Here is a 24,634-nt window from a genome sequence, read left to right as displayed (position 1 = left end):
TCAACCCCGGCCGCGCATCCGCCCCTTGTCCGGTCCCGCAGACCGCCCTGCGGACCGCCCGCAGACCGCTTCCAGACCGCCCGCACCCGCAGCGCCAGCCGCGCTTGAGCGCCCGTCGAGGCGTCGTCAGGACCATCGGCGCACCGCCCGAGGAGCACACGGGACTTTCGGAAGAGGTGCATTGCCATCGACACGCACACGGAGCACACGCAGCAGCCCACGCGACGGGGGCCGGGCGGGCGTCCGGCCTTCGTCGACGTGTTCACCCCCATCGCGGTGCGCGTGGCGGCCACGCTGCGCATCGCCGACCACATCGAGGCGGGTGCGCACACCCGCGACGAGCTGGCGGAGAGGACGTCGACCGAGGCGGGCTCGCTGGGCCGGCTGCTGCGGTTCCTCGCCTGCCGCGACGTCTTCAGCGAGGACGAGCCGGGCGTGTACGGCCTCACCGCCACCTCGCGCCTGCTGCTCGACGCGCACCCCTCACGGATGCGGCACTGGCTGGACCTGGAGGGCGCCAGCGGCCGGATCGACCTGGCCGCCTGCGGCGGACTGCTGCACGCCGTGCGCACCGGCGAGCCCGGCTACGACGCGGTCTTCGGCGTCCCCTTCTGGGACGACCTGGAGCGGCAGCCCGAACTCACCGACTCCTTCAACGCCCAGATGGCCGCCGTCCAGGGCCGCCTCGCCCCCGAGGTCGCCGGCGCCCACCCCTGGCACGAGGCGCGCCGGATCGCCGACGTCGGCGGCGGCACGGGCGCGCTCCTCGAGGCGATCCTGCGGACCGCGCCCGACTCCGCCGGCACCCTGGTGGACCTGCCCGGCACGGTCGAGGGCGGGGCCGAACGGTTCGCGGCCGCCGGGCTCACCGAGCGCACCGAGGTGGTCGGGCAGTCCTTCTTCGACCCGCTGCCCGCGGGCGCCGACCTCTACGTCCTGAGCCAGATCCTGCACGACTGGGACGACAAGGAGTCCGTGGCGATCCTCGCCCGGTGCGCCGAGGCGCTGCCCGCGGGCGGCCGGGTCGTGGTCGTCGAGCGGGTCATCGCCGAGGACGAGGGCAAGCAGCTCAACACCGAGTACGACCTGCGGATGCTGGTGTTCAACAAGGGCCGGGAGCGCACGGTCGAGGAGTTCACCGCCCTCGCCGCCGAGGCGGGTCTGCGGCCGGCGGGCATCACCCGGCTCCCGTCCCACCACTCGCTGCTCCTGTGGGAGCGCGCGTGAGTGCCGCCGCGGACACCGATCCCGAGGTGCTGGTGGTCGGTGCCGGGCCGGTCGGCCTGTGCACCGCGATCGAACTGGCCCGGCGCGGAGTGCGCGTGCGGATCGTGGACCGGCGCGTCGAACCGCGCCCCGGGACCCGGGCCTGCACGGTGTGGCAGCGGACCCTGGAGGTCTTCGACCTCATGGGCCTGCCGGTGGGCGCCTACCTGGACTCCGGGGTCGACTACACCCACCGCACCCACCACTTCGCCGGGCTGCCGCCGCTGGTCAGGCCCGCCGACCAGCCGGGCACCCGGTATCCGCGGCCCCTGCTGATCGGACAGTCGCAGACGGAGGAGATGCTCACCCGGCACCTGGCCGGACTCGGCGTACAGGTCGAGCGGGGCCTGACCGCGGTCGCCCTCGAACAGGGGCCGGCCCGGGTCACGGTCCGGCTGACCGGCGCCGACGGCACCCGGCACACGGTGCGGGCCGGCTGGGTGGTGGGCGCGCAGGGCCCGCACAGCACCGTGCGTGACGCGATCGGGGGGAGCTGGGAGAAGCGGTCCTGCCCCGGCACCCAGCTGCTGCAGATCGACGCCCGCTGGACCGGCTCGCTGCCGGGCGACCCGGCGCACTGCCACCTGTTCCTGAGCGAGGCGGGCTCACTCGGCACCGCCCCGCTGCCCGACGGACGGCACCGGTTCTACGCCGGTGTGGCGGACCCCGATCCCACCCGGACCGGCGACCCGGACGTCGCCGAGGTGCTGGACGCGGTCCGCCGCGTCAGCGGCGCGTCCGACCTGCGCTTCCACGACGGGCGGTTCAACTGGCGGGTACGGCTGTACAACGCCGTGGCCGGCCGCTACCGGGCCGGGCGGTGCCTGCTGGCCGGCGACAGCGCGCACACCGTCATGCCGGTGACCGCGCAGGGCATGAATACCGGCGTGCAGGACGCGTTCAACCTGGGCTGGAAGCTGGCGGCGGTGGTCCGGGGCCGGGCCTCCGCGCGGCTGCTGGACAGCTACGAGGCGGAGCGCAGGCCGATCGCGCTGGCGCTGGCCGAGCGCAACGAGCGCACGTACTGGGGCGGGGTCGGCCCGGTGCCGCCGTTCGAGCTGCTGCGCTCCCGGCTCACCGGGGCCGGGGAGGCCGGGACGGGCCACACCGGGCTGCCGCTGGCCTATCCGGACAGTCCGCTCAGCGCCGGGACCGCCCCGGCCGCCGGCGGTCCCGGTCCCGGCGCCCGGGTGCCGGACGTCGAGGCCGAGGGGGGCGCGGACCGGCTGTTCCGGCTGCTCGGCCGGGGGGACTGGACCGTGCTGGCGTTTCCCGAGGACCCCTCGGATCCGGCCGCCGCCGAAGTCGCCGCCAAGGAGGCCGCCGCGGGGGCCGGCCGGGCCGGAGTCCCGGTGCACGTGGTCACCGGTGGACGGGGCCCGGACGGCACCCTCACCGACCGGTCGGGCGCCCTGCGCGCGTCCCTCGGCGCCGAGGCCGGCGCCCTGTTCCTGGTCCGCCCCGACGGTTACGTCTCCTTCCGGGGCGCCGTCCGTGACGGAAGCGCCCTCGATCGGCACGTGACCGCCGTTCTGTCTTGACCGCCGGTGAGGGCCTGACCGCCCTGGTCACGGCCTGACCGCCCGGTCATGGCCTGACCGCCCGGTCATGGCCTGACCGCCCGGTCATGGCCTGACGGCTTCGATCCCTGGTCCCGGCCGCTTCGGTCCTGGCACGGCCGCTTCGGTCCTGGCCGGACGGCTCGGCCCTGGCCGGACGGCTCGGCCCCGGCCAGACGGCTCGGCCCCGGCCGGGCCACTCCGGTCCCGACCGGACAGCCCCGGTCACGGCCAGACCACTTCGGCCCCGGCTGGACAGCCCCGCTCACGTCCAGACAGCTCGGTCACGGCCAGGCCACTGGGTCCCGGCCACACCACCTTGGTCCCTGGCCGGACCCTTTCCGGTCTCGGCCGGACCACTCCGGCCCCGACCGGACAGCTCGGTCCCGGCCAGACCACAGGGTCCCGGCCAGACCACTCGGCCCCGGCCGGGCCACGCCGTTCGCTTCCGGACCGCTCCAGTCCCGGCCAGACCGCTCCGGTCCCCGCGAGACCGCTCCGGTCCCCGCCAGACCGCTCGGTCCCGGCCGTACCCCTCCGGCCCCGGCCAGACCCCTCCGGTCTGGTCCGGGCCGGACCGCACCGCTCCCCCGCCCGCACACCCGCGGGGCCCGCCCACCGAAGTGGACGGGCCCCGCGGGTGTGTGCGGCGGTCGGGTTCGGGTTTCGGCCTCTCCACCGGCGGGGTCGGCCGGTCAGAAGGACACCGGGAACAGGTTCTCGTAGTGCCCGGTGCGGGCGGTGAGCAGGGCGGCGAGGGTGCGCAGCGGGGTCTGGTCCGTGGTCGGCAGGAGGCGGGCGGTCTCCGCGCAGCGGTCCCCCCGGCACAGGCCCGCCCGGGTCCAGGCGGCGACCGCGTCGGTGCCGGGACGCTCGATCCACGTACCGAGCACCGATGCCTCGAAGGACGGGTCCGCGCCGGCCCGGTAGACCGCGTCGGCGGTGCGCCGGGCGCGGGCGACCGCCACGGCGCGGGTGCGCAGGGCCGGGTCGTGGCACAGGTCGGCCGCGGCCGCGAGCCAGGCCGCGCGGAGGATCGAGCCGCCGGTACGGCGGGAGGACGCGGTACGCAGCGGTGAGCCCGGGGCGCACAGGGCGTCCTCCGCCGCCGTCGAGCCGCGTGCGTCCAGGGTGCTCAGCAGCAGCCCCGCGTCGTCGGCCGGCCGTATGCCGCGCGGCGTCGGCGCCGGCAGGTTCCGGGCGACATCGCGGGTCACGGCGCCGCCCAGCGCGCGGGCGAGCTGCCGCAGGTTCACCCGGTCCACCAGTTCCGCCGTGTCGTACGGCGCGGGCCCGTCCGTGCGGGGCAACCACACCTCGCGTACCTGGCGGGCCAGCGGTCGGGAGAACTCCGCCGTCTGCCCGGTGGTACGGGCCACCGCCATCGCGGCGGCCGAGGCGCTCAGGGCCGATTCCCGGGCCCGCGCGCTCGGCCATCCGGCCCGCGAGTGGGCCCCGGGCGCGGGTGCGCGGACGGCGGAGCAGCCGAGCCGCAGCGCCCAGTACGTGGCCTGCGGGTCGCCGCGTCCGGCGCCGGGCAGCCCGATGCCGCCGTCGGACAGCACCCGTCCGTCGCAGGCCGAGGCGGCGAAGCGCGGCAGCCGCGCTCCGAGTCGGCCGGCCGCGGTGCGCAGCGCCGCCTCCGCCGCGAGCCGCACCGGGTCGACGTCGAGGCGGGTCAGGGCGCGTTCCGCGGCCTCGGCGAGTGCGGCCGCGCGGTCCCGGTCGGCGCCCGTCACGTCCAGTGCCGCGGCGGTCTCCAGCACCGGCACCACCTCGCCGGGCGCGCCGGCCGCGTCCTGGGCGGAAAGGGCGTTCAGCGCCCGGGAGTTGGCGGTCCGCACCGGCTCGGGCACGGGCAGTTCCAACCGGGTCAGGACGCGGACGGCCACGGCCGTGCCGCCCGGGTCGGGCGTGCGCGCGGACAGCCCGGTGCGGTAGTCGCCGCCGTCGCGCAGCGACTCCAGGGTGCGGGCGACGCCCGCACGGTCGACCGTGCCACCGGCCGTGAGCAGGGCGTCCACCGCCAGGTCGACCTGGGCGAGGGCGGGCAGCCCGGAGGATTCCAGCCGGCCGGTCTCGGCGGACGCGGCCCACAGCCGCAGCCGGTCCGGATCGACGTGCACCCGGGTGCGGACGCCGGGGAGGGCGGCGATACGGAGTCGCCAGGCGGTCTCGTAGAGGGAGAACGCCGACTGGACGCTCCCGGCGGCCGCCGCGGTCTGCGTGGCCGGAGTGGTCCCGGTGGCGGCCGGGGTCCGAGTGGCCGCGGTGGGCCGGCCGGCCGTGTCGGCGCCGTCCACGAACCAGCCGTACCGCCCGTCGGTGACCCAGGAGTCGCGCAGGAGTTCGCGCGCGTCGATCCGGACGGGCTCGGCGGCCGCGGCGCCCGGACCGGACGCGCCGTCGGGTCCGGGCGCCTGGCCGGCGCCGGCCGGGCCGCACGCGCCGGCCACGGCCAGCAGCGCCGTCCAGGCCACCAGCCGTCCTGCCGTGCGCGTGCGGCCCGGGCGCCGTGGGGCGGGCCGGGACATCAGCTGTAGGCCCGGTCGCGGCTTGTCACGGTGTAGAAGGACGAGCCGAACTGGAAGGTGCCGGTGACCGAGTGGCTGATCCGGAACACGTTGGAGTAGTCGTCCTGGCTGGGCGGGTAGAACGCGACCTGGTCGTAGGCGTGTTCGCTGTACCAGTTGTCCTGGACGGTGGTGGTCCAGGACGCCTCCGCGGTGCTGCCGGTGCTCTTGACCGCGGCGCCCTGGGGTGCGCCGACCACCCAGAAGGGAGCGCCGACGGAGCCGACGTCCCAGGTGTCCGTGTGCTCGATGCTGTCGGCGGTGAAGGGCCGGTTGCCGAGCCAGGACACGTCGGAGGAGGTGTCCGTGAACTGGGCGTAGTACTCCATGAACGGCACCTTCACGTAGCTGGCGCCGGCCGCGGCGAGCGTGCCCTCCCCGCCGGGTACCGCGACCTTGCGGCTCTTCGACGAGTTCAGCCACTGGTCGCGGACCGGGAACCCGGACTGGTCGCCGTGCCCGCCGTCGCCGCCGGTGGCCGTGGGGGCCGGGGCCGGCTCGTCGGCCGGCTGCTGCCGGGCTTCGCGCAGCTCGTGGACGGCCGCGACGAGCTTGCGCTTGTTGCGTGCCGACGGGTCGGCGGTGAGCACCCGCCCGTGCGCGTTCTCCTCGACCACGACGGTGCCGGGCACCGTACGGTCGGCCGCCGTCGATCCGGTGGCGCCCTGGGTGATGCCCACGGCGAGCCCGCCCAGGGTCAGCGCCGCGGTCACGGCGAGCGCCGTCGTGCGCCGGTAGCGGCCGACTGTGATCCCCATGATGTGCTTCCCTCTCTGCGTCTGCGTCTGCTGCTCGGACGGCCTGTTCACGGCTTCTCGCGGTGCACGAAGATGTCGGGCTGACCGTTGGTGTCCCCGGTCACGAGGTTGGTGGCGAACGAGGCGAACACCACGGCGTCGGCGTGCTGGTCGGCGTCGGGGAAGTAGCTCGCGGCGTCGGCCTGCGCTCCGCCCGCGCCCACGCTCACCCGTCGCAGCTCGCCGCCGGGCAGGTCCGCGACGAAGATGTCGCGCACGTTGTTGGTGTCGCCGGCCACCAGGTGGGGCCCGGCGGACGCCATCGGGATGTGCCGGCCGTCTCCGGTGATGCTCGCCCAGAACGTGCCGCCGGGTGCGGGCTCGCCGTCGTCGCCCTTGTCGACGAGCCGCAGCGTGCCCTCCTGGAGGTCCTGCAGATAGATGTGGTTCTGGCCGGTGCCCGGGCTGTCGGCGGTGAGGTTGGTGGCGTGCGAGTTCAGTACGACGTAACGGTTGTCGTCGCTGATGGTGCCGCCGATGGTGATCTGGTCGGACTGGACCCCGGCGGCCGAGACGCTCAGCCGGGTGGTGCGGCCGGTCCTGACGTCCCGGAGGAACTCGTCCACCTTCTTGTTGGTGTCGCCCGCGGCGAGGTTGGTGGCGTTGGAGAAGAAGGTGACGTACCGGCCGTCGGCGCTGAGCTGGGTGCCGTCGCTGGCCGCGTCTCCGGGGGTGCCGTCGTCGGCGGCGCTGGTGCGTACGGTCGTGCCGGTGGCCATGTCGCGTACGACCGTGTCCCAGGTGCTCGCCGGTGTGTCGCCGGGGATCACGTTGTCGGCGGAGGTGGCGAAGGCCACGTAGCGCCCGTCGGCGGAGAGGGTCGGGCGCATGCTGTCGCCGTTGCCGGGGGTGCCGTCGGCGGCGGCCGAGACCAGGACGGTTGCGCCCGTCCGCACATCGGTCCGGTAGATGTGGGAGCGGCCGTCACGGACCCCGCGGACCAGGTTGGTGGAGTCGGCGGAGTACACCGCGTAGTGGCCGTCGGCGCTGATGATCGGGTCGATGCCGGTGCAGCCGTCGGGCTCCCGCCCGTCCACGCCACGGCCGACGCGGACCGTCGTACCGCGGGTGAGGTCGCGCAGGAACACGTCGCTGCAGTCGTTGTGGTCGCCGCGGACCAGGTTGCTCGCGTGCGAGGTGAACACCACCAGGCGGCCGTCGGCGCTGATGGAGGCCCGCTCGCTGGGGCCGTTGGCCGGCGCGCCGCCCAGGCCGACGCTGACCAGCACGGTCTGGCCGTCGGCCGCGGACGCCCCGGCGGCGGGGCCGGGCACGGCACCCACCGCCACGAGGGCGAGCGCACTGCCCAGCAGCGCCCCGCGGGTGGCCCGCGCACGGGCCGTTCGGTCCGTTCTCATGTTGCCTCCTCGTGCCCGGCGCCAGGCGGCGCACGGTCGCGGAGAGGGTCACACCCACGCCTCGCGCGCTACTGCAATGGGCCTCGAACCGGCCAACTGGCGTGAAGAGCACGGGCGTTGCCCGGAAACGCCGAGTCCGCCCGTCCGCCCGAAACCCCAAGTCCGGCCGCCCGCCCCGAAACGCCGAGTCCGCCCGGCAACAGCACAGCCACCCGGTGCCGCGGGGGATTGGACACCGGGTGGCTGTGGATCGGGGGCGCGGATTCGCGCCGGGGTGGGGCTACTTGACGGTGGCTCCGGTGGGCGCGGGGGCGCCGAGGCGGGTGGACAGGGCGGTCAGGACGGACAGCAGGAGGCGTTCGAGGCGGGACTCGATGCCGATCTCGGCGACCTTGCGGCCCAGGCGTCCGGCGCCCGGGACCACGTTGTGGACCCGCAGCACCACCCGGCTCGCCCCGTCCGCCGGCTCGACGGTGTACGTGCCGCCGAACCAGGTCTGGACGCCGACGACGCCGGCCGCGCGGTCGACGGTCAGCTCCAGGTAGTCCTCACCGGAGGTGCCGAACCGTCCGGTGAACTTGTCGGGGCCGCCCTCCAGGGTCACCGCGCCGCTCTCCCGGGTGTGGTCGCCGGCCAGCACCAGGGCGTTGCCGTCCACTCCCGCCGCGCCCTCCCGCACGTTCAGCAGGGCCTCGGTGACCTGCTCCACGGGCGCCTCGACGACTCCTTCGACGCGCCACTTCGCCTGCTCACCCGCAGCTGTGTTCATGCCCACCCCTCACCGCTAAGCTCATCCCACAGATAGGAATTCTCGATACTTCGGAAATCTCGATACGTCGAAATACTTTGCTCCCGGAGGTGGGTCATGTCAACCCCGCACGGTCACCGCAGGCCGGAACTGATCGCGAGGATCGAGGACGCGGTGCGGGACAACGGAGGGCGCGGACAGCTGCTGCACCAGGCGATCGCCGAACGGTTCGGGCTGAACCCGACCGACATGAAGTGCGTCGACCTGGCCCGCAGCGAACCGCGACTCACCGCCGGCCGGCTGGCCGAGATCACCGGCATGAGCACCTCGGCGACCACCGCCGTGCTCGACCGGATGGAGAAGGCCGGCTTCATCGAGCGGGTCCGCGACCCCGGCGACCGGCGCCGGGTCATCGTGGCCTCCACCGGCCGCCGCGAGCAGGAGCTCGCCGCGGCCTTCGCCCCGCTCGCGGACGCCATGACCGCCGTACTGGAGTCGTACGACGACGACCAGCTCCAGGTCATCGCCGGGTTCACGCAGCGGGTCAACGAGCTGCTGCGGGACCTGACCCGCCGGCTGCCCGGCGGACCGGCCGGCGGCGGGGAACCGCTCACCACGCCACCGGCAGCGAGCTGAGCCCCCGGATCATCCCGGCCCCCCAGGTCAGTTCCTCCTCGGCGACCGCGAGCCGCAGCCCGGGGAACCGGCGCAGCAGCGCCCCGAACGCCACCTGGAGCTCCACCCGGGCCAGCGGCGCCCCCAGGCAGCGGTGGATGCCGTGGCCGAAGGCGATGTGCCGGTTCTCGGCGCGGCCCAGGTCGAGAACATCGGGGCTGGGGAACATGTCCGCGTCCCGGTTGGCCGACGCCGTCGACGGGATGACCGCCTCCCCCGGCCGCACCACCGTGGAACCGATCTTCAGCTCCTCGGTGGCGATCCTGATGGTGCCGCCGCTCACCGGACCCGGGGTCCAGCGCAGCAGCTCCTCCACGGCCGCGGCCGGGAACTCCGCGCCGCGCAGCGGGTCGAGCTGCCCGGGATGACGCAGCAGCGCCAGCACCGAGTTGGACAGCGAGTTGGCGACCGTGTGGTAGCCGGCGGTGATCAGCGTGGCGGCGACCGTCACCAGTTCCGCGGGCCGCAGCCGGTCCCCGTCCCGGGCCGCGATGAGGGTGCCGAGCAGGTCGTCGCCCGGCGTCTGCTGCTTCTCGGCGATCAGGTGCCGCAGATAGTCGGCCAGCCGCTGCCGGGCACCGGTGACCGTGCCCGCCGCGTGCGGGGCGAGGGTGAGTGCCGCGTCCGTCCACTCCTTGAAGGACTCCCGGTCGTCGTCCGGCACCCCGAGCAGCTCGCAGATGGTGATGATGGGCAGCGGTCTGGCCAGGTGCTCGACCAGGTCGACGGGCGGCCCGATCTCGGCCATGCCGTCGAGCAGCCGCTCGGTGGTGCGGGCGATCCGTGGCCGTAACAGCTCGGCCTGCCGGCCGGTGAAAGCCGGGGCGAGCAGTCTGCGCAGCCGGGTGTGGTCGGGCGGGTCCATCGCCATGATGGAGTCCGGCTCGGGCCGGGCCGGTCCCAGCCGCGGCGCGTCGGGCCGGGTGGCGGCCGCGCGGCTGAGCCGGGGGTCGTTGAGTACGGCGCGCACGTCCTCGTACCGGGTCACCAGCCACGCCCGGTCCCCGGTGGGCAGCTGTGCGCGGGCCACCGGGCAGCCCCCGCGCAGCTGTTGCCACTCGGGCGGCGGATCGAACAGCCGGGGGTGCTCGAACGGGAAGCGCAGGTCGTCGTCCGGGAGGTCGTCGGACACGGCTTCCGGGTGGTAGCCGGACGGGGCGTCCGGCATGTCGTCGGAAATGTCGTCGGACAAGACGGTCCTCCAGAAGTCTCGGTGAGGAGCGGCGGGCCGTGCGGAGCCTGGGTCAGTCGACGACTTCCATCTGGCCCATCATTCCCATGGTCATGTGGCCCAGCAGATGGCAGTGGTACATGAACTTGCCCGTGTAGTCGGTGAACCTGAGCTTGAAGCGCACGCTCTTGCCCGGCATCACGGTGACGGTGTCCTTCAGCCCGGCCTCGCCCGGCGCCGGGGCCGCGCCGTCGCGGTCCAGCACCTGGAAGTGCTCCAGGTGGGTGTGCAGCGAGTGCGGGATGCCGAACTGGGTGTCGGTGTTGCGGACGGTCCACACCTCCGTGGTGCCGAGCCGGGGCCGCATGTCGACCCGCTCGGGGTCGAACGGCTTGCCGTTGATGAGGTGTTGCCCCGTGGCGGCGTCGAAGGACATCACGAAGGTCCGCTCCACGGTGGGGGTGCCGAGGTCGGGGACCGGGCGCAGCCGGTCCGGTACCGCGGACGGGTCGTGCGCGGTGCGCACCACGTCGAAGCGCATGACCTCCGGGAGTTCACCGGGGAAGGCGATCGCGTTGCTCAGGACGACCTGGGAGCCGACCGGGTAGCGGGAGAAGTCGATCACCACCTCCTGCCGCTCGGCGGGCCAGATCTCCAGGACCCGGGCGGACACCGGCGCGGGCAGCAGGCCCCCGTCGGTGGCGATGTGGGTCATCTCGTCGCCCTCGCCGAGCCGGAGCAGGAAGGCGCGCTCGTTGGAGGTGTTGGTGAGCCGGATCCGGTACTTGCGGGCGGCCACCTCGAAGTAGGGGCGCGGGCGGCCGTTGACCAGCACGGTGGGCCGGTCCATGAAGCCGTCCATGTCGTAGACGAGGGAGCCGTCCCCGGCGAACTTGGCGTCCCGCAGGTACAGCGGCACGTCGTACTGGCCCTTGGGCAGCGGCAGCCGCTCCTCGAACGCGTCGGTCAGCAGATAGCCGGCCACCGTGCCCAGGTAGACGTTCTCGGCGTGCGCGTGGTGCGAGTGGTCGTGCAGCCACATGGTCGCGGCACGCTGCTCGTTGGGGTAGTTGAAGACCCGGCTGCCGCCGGGCAGCACCTCGTTGTCGGGGTGGCCGTCGTGGCGGGCCGGGACGTGGCCGCCGTGCAGGTGCATGGAGAAGGGGACGCCGAGGGCGTTGGTCTGCTCTATCACCACCGGCCGGCCCCGGGTGGCCCGGATGACCGGTGCGAGCTCGCCGTTGAACAGCCGCATCCGGGTGGTGGTGCCCGGGAAGACGGAGACGTCCGTCTCGCGGGCGGACAGCCGGTAGACGTCGTAGCCCGCACCGTGCCGGCCGCGTCCCCCGCCGAGCGGGCGCAGCACCCGCGCCCGCTTCAGGGGTACGGCGAAGGCCTCCTCGGCGACCCCGCCGCCGGACCCCCTGGCCAGAGCCGTCGCTCCCGCGCCGGACGCGGCCGCCAGCACACCGGTGGCAGCGCCCGCCTTGATCAGTTGCCTGCGAGTCAGCACGCGCTCTCTCCTTCTTCGCCTGGGGCCGTGTTGCGCACTTCGCCTGCGGCCGGGTTTCGCGCATATTCAGCCGCAGCCGGCTAGGCGCCCGCTCGAGCGGCGGTACACCGGGCCCGGTCGGCGGGGCGGTCGCTCAGCTCGTCCGGTGGACCCTGTGCTGGGCCGCCTGGGCGCGCGGGCGGACCACCATCAGGTCGACGTTGACGTGCGCCGGCCGGGTCACCGCCCAGGTCACGGCGTCGGCGACGTCCTCGGCGGTCAGGGGCTGTTCGACGCCCCGGTACACGCGGGCCGCCGCGTCGGCGTCGCCCCGCAGCCGGTTGAGGGCGAACTCCTCGGTGCGCACCAGACCGGGTGCGATCTCGACGACGCGCACGGGCTCGCCGCACAGTTCCAGCCGCAGTGTGGCCGCGAGCGCGTGCGCTCCGTGCTTGGCCGCCGCGTATCCGCCGCCGCCCTCGTGACGTGTCCCGCGGTGGAGGACAGCACCACGACCGTGCCGCCGCCGGTCACCAGCGCGGGCAGCAGCGCCTGGGTGACGTGCAGCGCGCCGAGGACGTTCACCTCGAACATGGCGGACCAGTCGGCCGGGTCGGCGACGGCCACGTACTCGGTGCCGAGCGCCCCGCCCGCGTTGTTCACCAGCACGTCGACCCGTTCCAGACAGTCCGCGAAGGCGCGTACGGCCTGCTGGTCGGTGACGTCGAGGGGGTGCACGGAGCACTGGCCACCGGCCTCCGTGATCTGTGCGGCGACCGCTTCGAGGCGGTCCTTGCGGCGGCCGGTCAGCACGACCCGGTGGCCGGTGGCGGCCAGCCGGCGCGCGGTGGCGGCGCCGATCCCGCTGCCGGCTCCGGTGACGACGGCGACAGCAGTGTCCATGGGGGCTCCTCCAGGTGTCTTCGGTGGACCGGACGACCCGGGCAGGGTTCCGCGGCCCACTCGAATACGCCTATGGCGCCCGCGCCGGCGGAGGGTGCCGGACCCCGTCTCCGCCACGGGCGAACGCCCGCTCTCGATACGACCTGAAGCCACCCTTGAGCCGGTCTACGGAGCATCCGGGCCTCGGAACTAAGGAGGAACCGGTGATACACGCGAACCCAAGCGGTGCGGGACCCTCGGACGTCGGGCACGGTCTGCGGCGCCGCGGCCTGCTGTTCGGGCTGGCGGGCGGCGCGGCGGCGCTGCTGCCCGCCACGGCGGTGGCCCAGGAGTCCGCCGGACGCCACGGGCACCAGGCCGGGACGGTGGTCGGCGCGGTGGCCGCGCCCGACGGTCTGACACTGAGCGCGGACGCGGTGCCCGCGGGCGTGGTCACCCTGCGGGCCACCACGCCGGACCCGGCGCAGCAGCATCCCCTCGGGCTGGTCAGGCTGTTGCCCGGGGTGTCCCTGGACAGCTTCCTGACCCACTACCGGCAGGCCGCCACCGCCAAGGATCCGGTCGAGCGCCGGGCCGGTCTCGAACTCATCGACAGCGAGGCACGGTACTTCGGCGGACCGGCCGTCACGGCGGCCGGCGGAGCGGTGGAGGTCACCTGGGTCCTCGCCCCCGGCACCTATCACCTGCTCGACTACACCACCGTCGACCCCGCCCACCCGGAGCGGGTGCGCACGCTCAAGGTGACCGGTACCCGCCCGCAGGGCCGGCCGCCGCTCGCGCCGCACGTCATCACGCCGTACGACGACGGCGACCAGGGCCGGTACCTCACCGCGGGCACGCTGCCCGCCGCCGGGGTGTTCCAGGTCGTCAACCACACGGCGCAGCTCAACGAGGTGATGTTCCTGCGGACCGTGGCGGGAGCCACCGAGGCGGACGTCACCGCGTGCATGGAGGCGCTGCGCAGGGGTGAGAACCCTCCGGTCTATCCGTTCACCGGGGTGCCCACCGGTCTGACGCCGCTGCAGCCCGGTTCGTCCGCGGTCTTCGCGCACTCCCTGCAGCCCGGCCGCTATCTCCTCACCTCCTTCATCAGCAACCGCCAGACGCTCGTCAAGCGGGCCTTCGAAGGCATGTGGCAGCTGGTCACCCTGCGCTGACCGCCCGTCGGCCGGTCCCCCCGCCGACGCCACGCCTGCCCTTCGCCAGTCCTTCGCCAGTCCTACGAGAGAGAGATGAACACCTATGAGGACGGTGGCCCATCGAGACGGGCGGCGGCGCGTCCTGCTGTCCACGGTCTCCTCGGACGCCCACACCTGGAACCTGGTCTTCCTCCGGCTGCTGCTGGAGGAGATGGGCCACGAGGTCGTCAGTCTCGGGCCGTGCGTACCCGACCGGCTGCTGCTCGACTCCGTGCGCCGGATCCGGCCCGACCTGCTCGTCGTGAGCACCGTCAACGGCCACGGGCAGCTCGACGGGGCCCGGGTGATCCGCAAGCTGCGCGCCGACCCGGTGGCCCGGGACACGCCCGCGGTCATCGGCGGCAAGCTGGGGATCGTCGGCGACGACGGCACCACGACCGCGCGGGCGCTCGTCGAGGCCGGCTTCGACGCGGTGTTCACGGACACCGCGGACACCGCGCTGATCGGCCGGATCCTCGGAGCGCTGCCGCAACGGGCTCCGGAGGGCAGGGCGGTATGACCCAGCAGTCGTCGAGCGACCGTCCGTCCGCCGATCTGGGCACGCAGGTGCACCGGGCGGCCGCCATGGGCCTCCTCGTGGTCCAGCCCCGGATGGGGATGGCCGCCCCGGACGCGATGGCGGCGGGGCTGCGCGCGGTGTGCTCCCTGCCCTACCCGACCGTCGGCACCATCACGCTGGACAGCTACACGCGGGTCGGCGACCACGACCACGCGCGGGCCGCACTGGCCGCGGGCGACGCACTCAACGGCTTCCCGCTCGTGGCGCACGGACCGCAGGTCGCCGCCCGGGTCGCCGCGGCGGCCGCGGACCGGGCGGTGCAGGTGCGGCACGGCTCGGCGCTGCCGCGGGACATCTTCCGCGCGATGGCCGCCGCCGGTCTCTCCGCGAGCGAGGGCGGCCCGGTGTCGTACTGCCTGCCCTACGGCCGCACCCCGCTCGCCGAGTCGGTCGCCAACTGGCGTACGGCGACTGCGGAGTTCGCGGAGCTCAGCCGGGCCCGCGGACTGCGGGCGCATCTGGAGACGTTCGGCGGCTGTCTGCTCGGCCAGCTGTGCCCGCCCTCGCTGCTGGTGGCGACGAGCCTGCTGGAGGCGCTGTTCTTCGTCCAGCAGGGCACGACGAGTGTGTCGCTGAGCTACGCGCAGCAGACCGACGCCCGCCAGGACGTGGAGGCGCTCGCCGCGCTGCGGCTGCTCGCCGACGAGTGGCTGCCCGCCCACGTCGACCGGCACCTGGTGCTCTACACGTACATGGGCGTCTTCCCGGGCAGTCCGCAGGGCGCCCGGCTGCTGATGGACCGCAGCGCGGAGCTCGCGGTGCGCGGCGGTGCCCAGCGGCTCATCGTGAAGACCCCGGTCGAGGCGGTGCGGCTGCCGACCGTCGCCGAGAACGTCGCCTCGCTGCGGGCGGCGGCCCGCACCGCGGTCCGTACCCGCGGCGACAGCCGGATTCCCACGGCGCACGAGGTGGACCCCGGTGAGGTGCTGGCCGAGGCCCGGGCGCTGGTGGAGGCGACGCTGGAACTGCACGACGACGTGGGCACCGCGCTGACCCGCGCGTTCGCGGCCGGAATCCTGGACGTGCCGTTCTGCCTGCACGAGGACAACCGGGGGCTGACCCAGGCGGCGATCGACGGGGAGGGGCGGCTGCGCTGGACCAGGACCGGGCGGCTGCCGCTGCCCCGCCGGACCGGGGCGCCGCGCCCCGCCCCGGGTGCCCTCACCGCGGGCCGGCTGCTGCAGATGCTGCGCTACACCGCGGACCAGCACGACCTGCTGGCACTGGAGGGCGCCCCGGACTCCGGCTGGGAGGAACTGCCCGGGCAGCCGCCCGACGAGGCACCGCCGGAGCCGTACCGGATCGCGGTGGTCGGCACCGGCCCGCGCGGCACCTCCGTGCTGGAGCGGCTGGCGGCCCGGCTGGCCGAGGAGCCGGCCTCGCGCCCGGTGGAGGTCTGCGCGATCGACGCCACCGAGGTGGGGCCGGGCCGGATCTGGCGCACCGGCCAGCCGCACTGGTCGATGATGAACACCGTCTCCGGCGAGGTCACCATCTTCTCCGGGCCGCCGGACACCGGTCCCGCCCGCGCCGGAGCGGGCCCCTCGCTGTACGAGTGGTGGCGGGTCGTCGACCCGGAGCGGGCCGCCCCGGACGCCTGCGCCCCGCGCGCCCTGTACGGGCAGTACCTCGCCTACGCCCTGGACCGCATCGAGCAGACGCTGCCGGCGGAGACACTCCGGCTGCGGCGACTGCCCGGTCAGTACGTCGAGACGCTCACCCGCGAGTCCGACGGACGGTATCTGCTCACCTTCGGCGACGGGCGCCGCCTCTGCGCCGACCGGGTGGTGCTGACCACCGGCCACCCACTGCCCGGACTGCGGCCCGACCAGCAGGCGCTGGCCGACTTCGCCGAGGAACGGCCGCACCTGCGGTACGTGCGCGGCGACTCGGCGATCGACATGCCGCTGGCGGACGTCGAACCCGGCAGCACGGTCGGCGTCATCGGCCTCGGCCTGTCCTTCTACGACGTCGTCGCCGCCCTCACCACCGGGCGCGGCGGCCGGTTCGTGCCGGACGGGGGCGGGCTGCGGTACGAGCCGAGCGGCCGGGAGCCGCTCGTGGTCGCCGGGTCGCGCAGCGGGGTGCCGCTGCTCGCCCGCGGCCGCAACCAGAAGGGACCCCAGCACACCTACCGGCCGCGGCTGTTCACCCGCGAGCGGATCCGCGCCCTGCGCCGCCACGGACAGCTCGACTTCCGTGCGGACGTACTGCCCTGGCTGCTGGCCGAGGTGGAGCTGGTGCGCTGCGCCACGGCGCTGCACCGCGACTACGGGCCCGACATCGCCGAGCGGTTCCGGCACGAGGCCCAGGAGGCGGTACGGGCCGCAGACCCCGACCCCCAGGGCACGGTGTTCCGAGCCGCCGCCCGCTGTGGGCTGCGCGGGCTGCGCGAACTGGATCTGGAGGATTGGGCCTGGCCCTTCCGCGGGCGCCGGTTCCCGAGCCGTGCGGCGTACCAGGACGAACTGGCCGCGTTGTTGCGCCGGGACCTGGAACTGGCCGACGAGGGCAACGCCGAGGGGCCCGTGAAGGCCTGCCTGGACACCATCCGGGACGTGCGCGGGGTGCTGCGCACGGCGGTGGACTTCGCCGGTCTCGCGCCCGACTCGCACCGCGAGGACTTCCTGCGGGACTTCGTGCCGATGGTGTCCCGGCTCACCACCGGGCCGCCCATGGTGCGGCTGCGTCAGCTCCTCGCCCTGCTGGACGCCGGGCTGCTGCGGATCGCGGGACCGGGCGCCCGGTACGGGGCCGACCCGGACTCCGGACGGTTCTGCGTGGAGTCACCGCAGGTCGCCGGCAGCCGCACCGCGCTGGACGTGCTGATCGACGCCCGGATACCCGAGCCCGACCTGCGGCGGGCGCACGGCGACCTGACGGCCCGGCTGCGCGACCAGGGCCTGCTGACGCCGTACGTCAACCGGGGCCCGGACGGGGCCGAGTTCGCCACCGGCGGCGTGACGGTCACCGGGTCGCCCTTCCATCCGGTGCGGGCCGACGGGCGGCCGGAGCACGGGATGTACGTGCTGGGCATTCCCAGCGAGTTCACCCGGTGGTTCACCCAGGTCGGCAGCGGACGCCCGGGCGTGTGGGGCGAGTTCACGGCCGACGCCGACGCGATCGCCGGGGACGCCCTGGCCGGGGCACGCGCCGGAACCGGTGGCCGGACGCTGAGCGGCGCGGCCCTGAGCGGGGTGGTGCTGAGCGCCCGGTGGCGGGCCGAGCTCGGCTCGGGCGACGACGAGGGAGAGCGCTGATGTCCGCACACACCGAGGCACCGCCGGCCGGGGTGCCGGTACCGGAGGACGCGTACCGGGCCGCCCGGTGGACCCCCGCGCACCGCGAGTTCCGCGCGGCCCGCGACCTGCTGCTGCGACACCGCACCGACCCGGACACCGCGGCGGCCCTGTTCCGCTGGCCGCGGCCGGAGCACTTCAACTGGGCGCTGGAGTGGTTCGACGTGGTGGCGGCCGGCAATGACAGGCCCGCGCTGGAACTGGCCGACCCGGAAGGCGGCGTGCGCGGTGTCTCGTACGCCGAACTCTCCCGCCGCTCCGACGCGGTGGCGAACTGGCTGGCCGGTCTGGGGGTGGCACGCGGCGACCGGCTGATGGTGGTTCTCGGCACCCAGCCCGAGCTGTGGGAGGTGCTGCTGGCCGCGCTGAAGATCGGGGCCGTGGTGGTGCCCAGCCATCCGGACCTGACGTCCGCCCAGGCCGCCGACCGGGTCCGCCGCGGGCGCCTCACCCACCTGGTGTGCCGCACCGCCGCGACCGCGGCCTTCGACGGTGTGACCGTCCCCGGGGCACGGGTCGCGGTGCCCGGCCCGGGCCGGCCGGTGCCGCCGGGCTGGACGGACTACCGGGGCAGCGAGCGGGCCGTCGGCCGGTTCGTGCCCGAGCGGCCCACCCCGGCCGACGACGTGGCGTTCTGCTACTTCACCTCCGGCACGACCTCGGCGCCCAAGCTGGTCGCGCACACCCACCTCAGCTACCCGGCCGGCCACCTCTCCAGCCTCTACTGGAACGGCCTGCTGCCCGGCGACCGGCAGGTCAACGTCTCCTCGCCCGGCTGGGCCAAGCACTCCTGGAGCAGTCTGTTCGTACCGTGGAACGCCGAGGCCACGATCGTCGCGCTGCCCGAGGGCGCCGTGGACGCGGCCGCGCTGCCGCGCCTGCTGCACCGCCTGCGGGCCACCGCCTTCTGCGCGCCGCCGAGCGTCTGGCAGGCGCTGCGCCCCCATCTCGGCTCGTGCGTACCGCGGTTGCGGGAGGCCACCAGTGCCGGGGAGCCGCTGCCGCCGGACCTCGCCGACGCGGTCCGGGACGCCTGGGACGTCGCGGTGCGCGACGGCTACGGGCAGACCGAGACGACCGCCCTGATCGGCACTCCCCCGGGCGCCACCCCCCGCCCCGGCCTCCTCGGCCGCCCCCTACCCGGCTACCGCATCACCCTCCGAGACCCGGAGACGGGGGCTCGGCTGGATGTGGCGGGCGGGAGGGGGGTGCCGGGTGCGCCGGGGCCAAGGAACGGGCGGGACGGGTCGGGTGCACCGGGTGGTACAGCTGCGCCGGACTGGCCGAGCAGGCCGGACGGGCCGGATACGTCGGACAGGCCCAGCGGGCCGCGTACGCCGGACAGGTGGGACCGGCGGAGCGGGCCGGGCGCGCCGGAAGGACCGGATACGCCGGGCCTGCCGAGTGCGCCGGACGGGCAGGGTGCGGTCTGCTCGGGCGAGATCTGTGTCGAGCTCGGCGCGGACGGGGACCCCGCGGGTCACGGGGGCGCGGACGGGGGCAGGCCGGTCGGGGTGATGGCCGGCTATCCGGACGATCCCGAGCGCACCGAACAGGCGCTGGGGCGCGGCTGGTACGCGACCGGCGATCTCGGTGAACGCGACGCGGACGGCTGGATCCGGGTCCTGGGCCGGCGCGACGACGTGTTCAAGTCCCACGGCCACCGGGTCTCCCCCTACGAGGCGGAGGCCGCGCTGCGCGCCCACCCGGCGGTCGCCGAGGTGGCGGTCGTGCCGGTGCCGGACGACCGGGCCGGCCTGCTGCCGCTCGCCGTGGTCGTCCCGGCGAGCGGCCGTACGGCGGACGCCGCGCTGGCCGGGCTGCTGCTCGAGCTCGCCGAGCGCACCCTGTCGCCGGTGGGGCGCCCCGAGCGGCTGTGCTTCGCGGAGCGACTGCCCCGCACCACCTCCGGCAAGATCCAACGGCGCGTGGTGCGCGAGCGGTTGGCGGAGTACGGCGCCCCGTTCGGCCGTACGTCCATCGCCGCCGGCGCTGCCGCTTCTTCCCCTGTTTCCGAATCCCCAGCGAGGAGTTGACGGTATGTCAGCACAACAGGTCCCGGTGGCGGCTCCGCTGCTCGTCGAGGGACTCGACCGGCCCGAGGAGCTCGTCCACCGGCTGCGGTTCACGCCGCTGACCGCCGACGGCCGGGTCGGTGTCGAGGTGTTCCCGCTCTACACCACCGAGCAGACCGGCCCGTCCGGTCCCGCGGCCTCGCTGGTGCGGTACCACCCGGGCGCGAGCGCCGACCCACACCGCCACACCGGCTACGAGATCATCCTCGTCCTCGACGGCGAACTGATCACCGAGGACGGGCGGCACCCGAAGAACTCTCTGCTGGTCATGGCCCCCGGCAGCGTCCACGCACCGCGGACCGAGCGGGGCGCGCTGATGCTGGTCGTGTGGGAGGCGCCGGTGGAACCGGCGGAGCCGGTGACGGAGGACCAGGACTGACACGGGACCGCCACCCCCGCCCCGGAACATCGGGCGGGGGTGGCGGTCCTGCGTCCGGCGTCCGAGGTCCGGGGTCGGAGGGCGCCGGCCTCCGACCCCGGATCTCACACCTCCTCGGACGCGATGCCGTAGACGGCGTAGTGGCGGCCGCGCGAGCGGTCCTGGAAGGAGCGCAGGGCCGACGGGTTGTCCTTGTGGTCCGGACCGAACTGCCAGGTCCGGTACGCCTCCAGGCTCTCCCACTCGCCGTGCAGCACGAACTCGTCGGGCCGGTCCACATCACGCAGCAGTTCGCTGCGCAGCAGTCCGGGAACCGTGTCGGGGCGCACCCAGCTGATCTCCCGGTAGGCCCGCTCCAACGGCTCCGTGCCGTCCTCGGGGGCCCGCAGGTACACGACCACGCGGATGCGCTCGGTGCCTTCGGTGCGTTCGGTGCGTTCGGTGCCTTCGGTGCCTTCGGTGCCTTCGGTGCTCGTCATCCTGGTGCCTCTCGTCAGTCGTAGTACTCGGGCGCCACGCGCAGGGTCCGCCACTGCTGCGCGTCGTGGCCGTGCACGATCAGGGCGTTCTCGGCGCCCGCCAGCTCCACGAGCTTGCGGGTGCTCTCGCGCAGTTCCTTCTCGTCCAGGTCGAAGGGGAAGACGGGGCGGTCGTCGGGGTCCAGGGCCGCGCTCATGGGGATGGCGTCCACCGCGAGCAGCACCGCGCCGGTCCGCTCCAGCCGGACCAGGACCGACTGGTGGCCCGGCACATGTCCGCCGGAGGCCACCAGTTCGATGCCCGGTAGGAGTTCGGTGTCGCCGTCGACGGTGCGGTACCGCAGCCCCGGCACGTCCCACAGCGGCCGGACGGCGGCCAGCCTCGGCACGGTGCCGGAGCGGGCCAGCTCGTGGTGTGCGCGCTGGATCACGAACTCGGCGCCGGGGAAGGCGGCGTGGCCGCCCACGTGGTCGGGGTCGAGGTGGGAGCACACGACGATGTCGACGTCCTCGGGGCGTACGCCGAGGCGGGCCAGCGCCGACACCACGTCCTGGCCCTCCTCGACCTCGACGGGTCCGCCGGGCGCGGCCCCGGTGTCGACCAGCACGGTGCGCCCGTCGTCGGTGCGGATCAGATAGCCGGGCACCGGTGCCTGCAGCCCCGGGATGGTGCCCAGCCTCAGCAAGTAGAGCCTCATGTCTGCGCGTTCCCTTCCGGCGCGACGGGTGCCGCTGCCGTCGCGAATGGTCGGCGGGCGCGCTCGAGCGGCGCTCAAGCGGAACGGATCACACTCGGCGCAAGCGCGCCGTCGGACAGAGGAGAGAGCACCGTGACGCACGCAACTGAGGAGACGTACCTGGAAGGGGAGGGGGTGCCGGACCCGCAGCGGTGGCGCGCCGCCGCAGTGATTCTCGTCGCCATCGCCCTCGACCTCATCGACACGACGATCGTGAACGTGGCGCTTCCGGTGCTGCAGACCGACCTGGGCGCCGACAAGGCGGCGCTCCAGTGGGTCGCGGCCGCGTACACGCTCACCTTCGCGCTCAGCCTGATCACCGTCGGCCGCATCGGTGACATGCTCGGCCGCAAGCGGATGATCTCCCTGGGCATCGTCGTGTTCGTGGCCGCGTCACTGCTGTGCGGCGTGGCCCAGAGCACGGAGATGCTCATCGCCTCCCGGGTGCTCCAGGGCCTGGGCGGTGCCCTCGTGATGACACAGGGGCTGTCCGTGTTCCAGGTGGCCTTCCCGCCCAAGGAACGCGCGGCCGTCTTCGGCATGTTCGGCGCCCTGTCCGGGGTGGCCGCGATGCTCGGCCCGGTGCTGGGCGGGGTGCTCGTCGACGCGGACCTCTTCGGGTGGTCGTGGCGCCCGATCTTCCTGGTAAACGTCCCTGTGGGCCTGTTCGCCCTGCTCGGGGTGGGCGCGTTCGTGCGCGAGTCGCGTTCGCCGAACGTCAAGCGCCTGGACCTGGTGGGTGTCGCCCTGGTGACCCTGGCCCTGCTGTCCCTGCTCTACCCGCTGGTGCAGGGCGCGGAGGCCGGCTGGCCCACCTGGTCGTTCGTCGCGATGGCCTGCTCGGTGCCGCTGTTCGTCGTGTTCGGCCTGTACGAGCGGCGCAAGGCGGCGCGGGACGGTTCCGCCCTGGTGGAGCCGAGTCTCTTCAAGGAGCGGTCCTTCGTGGCCGGCCTGCTGGTGATGCTGAGCTTCTTCGCGATCATCGCGGGCCTGTTCTTCCCCTTCACCCTCTATCTCCAGGTGGGTCTCGGCTTCTCGCCGATGGCGGCCGGCCTCGCGACCGTGCCGTTCTCCTTCGGCGCGATGATCACCTCGTCGTTCTCGGCGGTGCTGGCCCTCAAGATGGGGCGCAAGGTGCTGAGCATCGGCATGGTGATCATGGGCGTCGGCATGGTCGCCCTCATCTTCACCATCGACCACTTCGGTTCCGGCGTCGGCGGCTGGGACCTGGCGCCCGCGCTGGGCGTGCTCGGCCTCGGCCTCGGCTTCGTGATCTCGCCGGTGGTGGACATCGTGCTCGGCGGTGTCCCGGTGGAGCACGCCGGCTCCGGCTCCGGCGTGCTGAGCACCGCCGACCAGCTCGGTGCCGCGGCCGGTGTCGCGGTCATCGGTGTGCTGTTCTTCAACCTGCTGGCCGGGCAGGCCGTGCCGGGCGCCGACACGGCGGTGCCGGAGCTGCGCAGGAGCCTGGCCGCGGCGGGTGTCGCGGCGCCCGCGCAGGACACGATCGTGGCCAACTTCCGTGTCTGCGCCAAGGAGAGCGGCAAGAACGAGGACGCCGGCGAGCCGCCCGCCGCGTGCCGGCGGATCGTCCCCGCCGGGGCGGTGCCCGCCGGCCAGGAGAAGCCGGTCGGCAAGGCGCTCGCCGACGCCTCCGAGAAGGCCCGCAAGGAGGGCTACGCGAAGGCCACCGGTGACGTCCTGTGGTACGAGGTCGGCATCATCGGCCTCGGCTTCCTGCTCACCTTCATGCTGCCGAAGCAGGCGCGGAAGCCGGAGTGGGCCGAGGGCGAGGACGGTGCCTCCGAGGCGGACGGCGGCGACGACGCCGTGCCCTCGCCGAGGGGGCCGGAAGTGTCCGCGGGGCCGCGGGAAGAGCGCGGATAGAGGTCCGCGGACAGCGGTCGCGGTGACTGCGGGGCGCCATCCGGGTCGTGGCCGGTCGCGCAGTTTCCCGCGCCCCTGTGGGCGCCTGTCGAGGCCGTCGTACGCCAAGCGTGCGGCGGCCTCGTCGTGCGCCGCGAAGCTCTCGCGGCATGGGCTGTAGAGCCCTTCGAGTCAGTTTGCAGAAGCGGGTCCCACGCTGGCCGGACAACCGAGGTCCGGCTGTCTTTCCCCTGGAGGGTCCGTGTCCCTGCACTTGTTCACCTCGGAGTCCGTCACCGAGGGCCACCCCGACAAGATCGCGGACCGGATCAGCGACACGATCCTCGACGCGATCCTGAGCAACGACCCCACGGCGCGCGTCGCGGTCGAGACGCTGATCACCACCGGTCAGGTCCATGTGGCCGGCGAGGTCACCACGTCCGCCTACGCGGACATCCCCACCCTGGTCCGCGAGGCCGTCCTCGACATCGGCTACGACTCGTCGGCCAAGGGCTTCGACGGCGCCTCCTGTGGCGTGTCGGTGTCGATCGGCGCGCAGTCCCCGGACATCGCGCAGGGCGTCGACACGGCGTACGAGAACCGCGTCGAGGGCGACGACGACGAGCTCGACCGGCAGGGCGCCGGCGACCAGGGCCTGATGTTCGGCTACGCGACGGACGAGACGCCGACGCTGATGCCGCTGCCGATCTTCCTCGCGCACCGTCTGTCCAAGCGCCTGTCCGAGGTCCGGAGGAACGGCACGATCCCCTACCTCCGCCCGGACGGCAAGACGCAGGTCACCATCGAGTACGACGGCGACAAGCCGGTCCGGCTCGACACGGTCGTGGTGTCCTCGCAGCACGCGAGCGACATCGACCTGGAGTCGCTGCTCGTTCCGGACGTCCGGGAGCACGTCGTGGACCACGAGCTGGCGCGGCTGGCCGGCGAGGGCATCAAGCTGGACACCGAGGGCTACCGGCTGCTGGTCAATCCGACGGGCCGGTTCGAGATCGGCGGCCCGATGGGTGACGCGGGCCTGACCGGCCGCAAGATCATCATCGACACGTACGGCGGCATGGCCCGCCACGGCGGCGGCGCGTTCTCGGGCAAGGACCCGTCGAAGGTGGACCGTTCCGCCGCGTACGCGATGCGCTGGGTCGCCAAGAACGTGGTGGCCGCCGGTCTCGCCTCGCGCTGCGAGGTCCAGGTCGCGTACGCCATCGGCAAGGCCGAGCCGGTCGGCCTGTTCGTCGAGACCTTCGGCACCGCCAAGGTCGACACCGACCGGATCGAGAAGGCGATCGACGAGGTCTTCGACCTCCGCCCGGCCGCCATCATCCGCGACCTCGACCTGCTCCGCCCGATCTACGCCCGGACGGCCGCCTACGGCCACTTCGGCCGCGAGCTCCCCGAGTTCACCTGGGAGCGCACCGACCGCGTCGACGCCCTGCGCAAGGCCGCCGGGCAGACCGACGCCACGGCGACGGAGGGACGATGAC

Annotated in this window: 18 protein-coding genes and 1 pseudogene; 10 read left to right on the top strand and 9 right to left on the bottom strand. The window is 74.2% G+C overall.

From position 1 onward, the window contains the following. Positions 1-258: 258 nt before the first annotated feature. A complete protein-coding gene (locus OG985_RS29920; protein WP_371671450.1) occupies positions 259-1,227 on the top strand; it encodes a methyltransferase in 969 nt (322 codons plus the stop codon). Further along, on the top strand, positions 1,224-2,807 hold the full coding sequence (locus OG985_RS29915) for an FAD-dependent oxidoreductase (protein ID WP_371671449.1): 1,584 nt from the start codon (positions 1,224-1,226) through the stop codon (positions 2,805-2,807). The genes OG985_RS29920 and OG985_RS29915 overlap by 4 nt, the downstream gene beginning before the upstream one ends. 713 nt (positions 2,808-3,520) lie before the next feature. On the opposite strand, the gene OG985_RS29910 is transcribed toward OG985_RS29915, so the two are convergent. The 4 genes from OG985_RS29910 to OG985_RS29895 all read right to left on the bottom strand — a co-directional run bounded on the left by OG985_RS29910 (position 3,521) and on the right by OG985_RS29895 (position 8,322). Further along, the gene (locus OG985_RS29910; RefSeq protein WP_371671448.1) at positions 3,521-5,305 is read right to left on the bottom strand and encodes a hypothetical protein; all 1,785 of its coding nucleotides are present in this window, start codon (positions 5,303-5,305) and stop codon (positions 3,521-3,523) included. Positions 5,306-5,358: 53 nt separating this feature from the next. Continuing rightward, a complete protein-coding gene (locus OG985_RS29905; RefSeq protein WP_371671447.1) occupies positions 5,359-6,156 on the bottom strand; it encodes a hypothetical protein in 798 nt (265 codons plus the stop codon). A 47-nt stretch (positions 6,157-6,203) separates the two neighbouring features. Next, on the bottom strand, positions 6,204-7,553 hold the full coding sequence (locus OG985_RS29900; protein WP_371671446.1) for a hypothetical protein: 1,350 nt from the start codon (positions 7,551-7,553) through the stop codon (positions 6,204-6,206). A gap of 280 nt (positions 7,554-7,833) precedes the next feature. Beyond that, positions 7,834-8,322 (bottom strand): hypothetical protein, encoded by a 489-nt coding sequence (locus OG985_RS29895; RefSeq protein WP_371671445.1) that lies wholly within the window; start codon positions 8,320-8,322, stop codon positions 7,834-7,836. Positions 8,323-8,418: 96 nt separating this feature from the next. On the opposite strand from OG985_RS29895, the gene OG985_RS29890 reads away from it, so the two are divergent. Further along, positions 8,419-8,937, top strand: coding sequence for a MarR family winged helix-turn-helix transcriptional regulator (locus OG985_RS29890; RefSeq protein WP_371671444.1), 519 nt, complete (start codon positions 8,419-8,421; stop codon positions 8,935-8,937). Here OG985_RS29890 and OG985_RS29885 read toward each other — a convergent pair. The 3 genes and pseudogenes from OG985_RS29885 to OG985_RS29875 all read right to left on the bottom strand — a co-directional run bounded on the left by OG985_RS29885 (position 8,912) and on the right by OG985_RS29875 (position 12,542). Continuing rightward, the gene (locus tag OG985_RS29885; RefSeq protein ID WP_371671443.1) at positions 8,912-10,168 is read right to left on the bottom strand and encodes a cytochrome P450; all 1,257 of its coding nucleotides are present in this window, start codon (positions 10,166-10,168) and stop codon (positions 8,912-8,914) included. The two genes, OG985_RS29890 and OG985_RS29885, sit on opposite strands and share 26 nt — an antisense overlap. A 52-nt stretch (positions 10,169-10,220) precedes the next feature. Then, positions 10,221-11,660, bottom strand: a complete 1,440-nt coding sequence (locus tag OG985_RS29880; protein ID WP_371671442.1) for a multicopper oxidase family protein — start codon at positions 11,658-11,660, stop codon at positions 10,221-10,223. 133 nt (positions 11,661-11,793) lie between these two features. Beyond that, positions 11,794-12,542: pseudogene (locus OG985_RS29875) on the bottom strand (SDR family NAD(P)-dependent oxidoreductase). Between the two features lie 203 nt (positions 12,543-12,745). On the opposite strand from OG985_RS29875, the gene OG985_RS29870 reads away from it, so the two are divergent. The 5 genes from OG985_RS29870 to OG985_RS29850 all read left to right on the top strand — a co-directional run bounded on the left by OG985_RS29870 (position 12,746) and on the right by OG985_RS29850 (position 20,053). After that, entirely contained in the window at positions 12,746-13,699 is a 954-nt protein-coding gene (locus OG985_RS29870; protein WP_371671441.1) for a hypothetical protein, read from the top strand. Positions 13,700-13,784: 85 nt separating this feature from the next. Further along, positions 13,785-14,240, top strand: coding sequence for a cobalamin B12-binding domain-containing protein (locus OG985_RS29865; protein WP_371671440.1), 456 nt, complete (start codon positions 13,785-13,787; stop codon positions 14,238-14,240). Then, positions 14,237-17,560, top strand: coding sequence for an FAD/NAD(P)-binding protein (locus tag OG985_RS29860; protein ID WP_371671439.1), 3,324 nt, complete (start codon positions 14,237-14,239; stop codon positions 17,558-17,560). The genes OG985_RS29865 and OG985_RS29860 overlap by 4 nt, the downstream gene beginning before the upstream one ends. Then, a complete protein-coding gene (locus OG985_RS29855; RefSeq protein WP_371671438.1) occupies positions 17,560-19,635 on the top strand; it encodes an AMP-binding protein in 2,076 nt (691 codons plus the stop codon). Before OG985_RS29860 ends, OG985_RS29855 begins: the two co-directional genes overlap by 1 nt. A gap of 4 nt (positions 19,636-19,639) precedes the next feature. After that, positions 19,640-20,053 (top strand): cupin domain-containing protein, encoded by a 414-nt coding sequence (locus OG985_RS29850; protein WP_371671437.1) that lies wholly within the window; start codon positions 19,640-19,642, stop codon positions 20,051-20,053. A gap of 104 nt (positions 20,054-20,157) precedes the next feature. Here OG985_RS29850 and OG985_RS29845 read toward each other — a convergent pair whose 3' ends face one another. Together OG985_RS29845 and OG985_RS29840 are read right to left on the bottom strand one after the other, a co-directional pair. Then, entirely contained in the window at positions 20,158-20,532 is a 375-nt protein-coding gene (locus tag OG985_RS29845; RefSeq protein ID WP_371671436.1) for an antibiotic biosynthesis monooxygenase, read from the bottom strand. Between the two features lie 14 nt (positions 20,533-20,546). Further along, positions 20,547-21,230 carry an N-acyl homoserine lactonase family protein gene (locus OG985_RS29840; RefSeq protein WP_371671435.1) on the bottom strand — a complete coding sequence of 228 codons (684 nt, stop codon included), beginning with the start codon at positions 21,228-21,230 and terminating at the stop codon, positions 20,547-20,549. A 132-nt stretch (positions 21,231-21,362) separates the two neighbouring features. Here OG985_RS29840 and OG985_RS29835 point away from each other — a divergent pair, with 132 nt between their 5' ends. After that, positions 21,363-23,156: an MFS transporter gene (locus tag OG985_RS29835; protein WP_371671434.1), complete on the top strand. Its 1,794-nt coding sequence runs from the start codon at positions 21,363-21,365 to the stop codon at positions 23,154-23,156. Positions 23,157-23,397: 241 nt separating this feature from the next. After that, positions 23,398-24,633, top strand: a complete 1,236-nt coding sequence (gene metK, locus OG985_RS29830; RefSeq protein ID WP_371671433.1) for a methionine adenosyltransferase — start codon at positions 23,398-23,400, stop codon at positions 24,631-24,633. The last annotated feature ends 1 nt before the right edge of the window (position 24,634 follow it).

Origin of the sequence: Streptomyces sp. NBC_00289, from assembly GCF_041435115.1 — a bacterium.
In the GTDB taxonomy this organism is placed as follows: domain Bacteria; phylum Actinomycetota; class Actinomycetes; order Streptomycetales; family Streptomycetaceae; genus Streptomyces.
This window is presented reverse-complemented; position numbering and strand designations above follow the sequence as displayed.